General features: G+C 71.0%; 3 protein-coding genes. 2 read left to right on the top strand and 1 reads right to left on the bottom strand.

Annotation, left to right across the window (positions count from 1 at the left end; genetic code table 11):
* Positions 1–1,101, bottom strand: a 1,101-nt coding sequence (locus ACLEQD_RS40495) for a serine/threonine-protein kinase (RefSeq protein WP_410391277.1), incomplete at its 3' end; no start/stop codon positions are given.
* A gap of 170 nt (positions 1,102–1,271) precedes the next feature.
* Here ACLEQD_RS40495 and ACLEQD_RS40490 point away from each other — a divergent pair.
* Positions 1,272–2,282 carry a hypothetical protein gene (locus ACLEQD_RS40490; RefSeq protein ID WP_410391276.1) on the top strand — a complete coding sequence of 337 codons (1,011 nt, stop codon included), beginning with the start codon at positions 1,272–1,274 and terminating at the stop codon, positions 2,280–2,282.
* Between the two features lie 380 nt (positions 2,283–2,662).
* The coding region (locus ACLEQD_RS40485; protein ID WP_410391275.1) for a GntR family transcriptional regulator at positions 2,663–2,921 on the top strand (259 nt) is incomplete at its 3' end.

Here is a 2,921-nt window from a genome sequence, read left to right as displayed (position 1 = left end):
CCGCTGCCCCAGCACCGTCAGCAGCTCCTCCATGGAGCGGAAGCGGTCGCGCGGCTCCAGCGACAGCCCCTTCATCAGCGCGCGGCGCACCCAGGCCGGCACCTTCGAGTCGCGCGGCGGCTCCAGGATGGGCGACGGCGGCAGCACCTGCACCGCCGCGGCCTCCGTCACGCCCGGCTCGTCATCCGCCCCGCCCCGGGCCCGCAGCTGGGACGCCACCCGCGACAGCTCGTCCGGGTCGAACGGGCGGATGCCGTACAGCGCGCGGTACAGCGCCGCGCAGAAGCTGAACTGGTCCGACCGCGAGTCCAGCAGCTCGCCCCGGAACTGCTCCGGCGACATATAGGCGGGCGTGCCCATCACCAGCCCCGCCTGCGTGAGCTGCGAGTTCAGCGGCGAGTCATCCCCCACCGGCCGCGTGCGCTCGCCGGCGTCCTCGTCGTCCTCCGCCTCCCCCATGGGCCGCGCCAACCCGAAGTCCGTGACGTAGACGCGCCCGTCCTTGCCCACCAGCACGTTGGCCGGCTTGAAGTCGCGGTGCACCAGCCCCGCCACGTGCGCCGCCTCCAGCCCCCGGCCCGCCGCCAGGTACTTGTCCAGGAGCTCCTGCCACGTCCGGGGCTTCGCCTTCGTCCAGTCGCGCAGCGTGCCGCCGTCCACCAGCGCCATCGCCACGTAGATCTGCTGCTCCCACTGCCCCACCTCGAAGACGGGGATGACGTTGGGGTGGGAGATGCGCGCCATGGCCTGCGCCTCGCGCAGCAGCCGCGCCCGCCCCTGCTCCAGGTCCTCGTGGCCGCCCTTCACCCGCAGGAGCTTCAGCGCCACCTTGCGGTCCAGGTCCGGGTCATAGGCGGCGTACACCACCCCCATGCCCCCCTGCCCCAGCACCTTCAGAGGGACGAACCGGCCCACCTGCCGCGACGAAAGGCGCTGCGACTCGCCCCCCGCCCCACGCGAAGGCGCCGAGGACTCCGCCCCACCCCGCCCCGTCGAGGGTGCTTTGCCTCTACCCGTACCGTAGGATTCCCGCGACGTCGAAACGCGCGGTGCGGAGCCAGGCGCCGAAGGCCCGTCGTCCCTGTCATTCCGGTTCGCCATGGGTCCAGTGTACCCCTCAGTCCAGGATTCCATGGTCTTCGGCCGGGGCGCCTGTCCGGTTGCGTCGGAAATCGCGCGTTCCCGTCAGATCCTGCAATCCGGAAGCAACCCCTGAAGTCTCCCGCGGATAATGCGGGAGGAAAAAGACCCGGAAGCGACAGGAGATGCCCGTGGCCCTCAACATTGGCTCCAAGCTCGATTCGGTCATGGCTCGCATCCGCCAGGCCCAGGAGCAGGCCCGCGCGGAGATGGCGGCCGCCGCCCAGTCCGTGAAGGAGCCCCTTCCGGACTCACCGGACGCCAAGCCGCTCAACGCCGCCGAAGGGCGCTACCTGGACTCCTTCGAGGAGGAGCGCGCCAAGAAGATGGGCCTGCCGTCCCTGGCCGCCCCCCCGCCTCCGGGCACGGACGTGACGGCCCAGCCCAGCGCGGTCCCCGCCAACCTGGCGACGGAGGCCCAGAAGGAGGAGGGCTGGAACGCGCCCCAGACCACCGTTGCCCAGACGAGCAAGAAGGGCTGCGCGGAGGCCACCCTGACCTACCTGGAGCAGGCCGGCGCGGAGGAAGCCGCCCCGCTGACGCAGCAGGAGGCCCGGGAGAATGTGCGTAACAATGCGGACACGCTGGCCACGTCGGAGACGGCGGGCGTGAAGGACCGCGTGCAGGTGAACCTGGACGACGGCGCGACCCCGGATGAGATGGGCGCGATGCTGGGCTCCATGGGCATCAAGGTCACCAACGGCTTCGACTCGTGCGACACGGACGCGCTCAGCGGCGCGCTGAAGCGCGGGCAGATGGCGCTGGCGCTGGTGGACTCCAACGCGCTGCTCAACACGACGCTGGAGGAAGGCAACAAGGGCCCGGAGAGCGGCGAACTGCACTGGCTCACCATCGACGGCGTGAACCCGGGCCTGACGGACAGCACGGACGACGACCTCTACCGCGTGCGCGACCCCGTCAACGGCGCCTACTGGGTGAAGGCCAGCGACCTGAAGAAGAGCATCGATCAGGCCCAGGAGAAGCACGACAGCGGCGGCGTGATGACCGTGAAGAAGGACCGCACCGCGAACACGAAGGAAGAGCGTGAGGCCCTGGCGCGCACGAACCTGAAGCACACCCAGCCGCTGGGCAAGGGCAACGGCGGCGCCAGCCGGCGCCTCAGCGTGAGCGAGTCCAGCTAGGCCCCACGCGCAGCTCCCGCATCACCCCAACGCCTTCCCCCAGCCACCGCGCAGGGGGAAGGCGTTTGACTTTCCGTGGGCCGGCCAGGTCGGCCCAGGTTCGTGGGCAATCCTTGCGACCCGGAATCCTCCACGAGGACGCGGGCCTCGCGGAGCGCAGCGACGCGCCGCGGCGGTGTGCGCAAGGGGGTGCCAGGACGACCCTTGAGGGGCAGAGGCCCCGCGGGGAGCGGCGACGCCCGATTGGTCCGACTCTCGGACCACGAGGTCCTCAATCGAAGACCAAGTCAGAGCCGCGAACCGAGGCGTCTGCCGGGAGCGAAGTCCACCAACTGGTCCGACTGTCGGACCAGTTCGCATCGCCCGGCGCCGGAGGGCGCATGCCCCCCACCACGAGCCAGGTGGAGGGAGCCTTCCCGCTAGTGTCAGACCCATCTGGTTGGATGGGCGAAGCATGGGCGAGAGGGGTGGCGCGGATGGTGAGGGTGGGACTCGTGGCGTACGTGGAGGAGCAGCTCGAGCAGGACATCGCGCTGGGGCGGCTGCCGAGGAACGGGCGGCTGGCCTCGGAGCGGGTGATGGCGCGCTGGTATGGGGTGAGCCGGGGCACGGTGCGCGAGGCCTTGCGGCGGCTGGCGG

The organism is Corallococcus sp. 4LFB (genome assembly GCF_046520365.1).
GTDB classification, from domain to species: domain Bacteria; phylum Myxococcota; class Myxococcia; order Myxococcales; family Myxococcaceae; genus Corallococcus; species Corallococcus caeni.
This window is presented reverse-complemented; position numbering and strand designations above follow the sequence as displayed.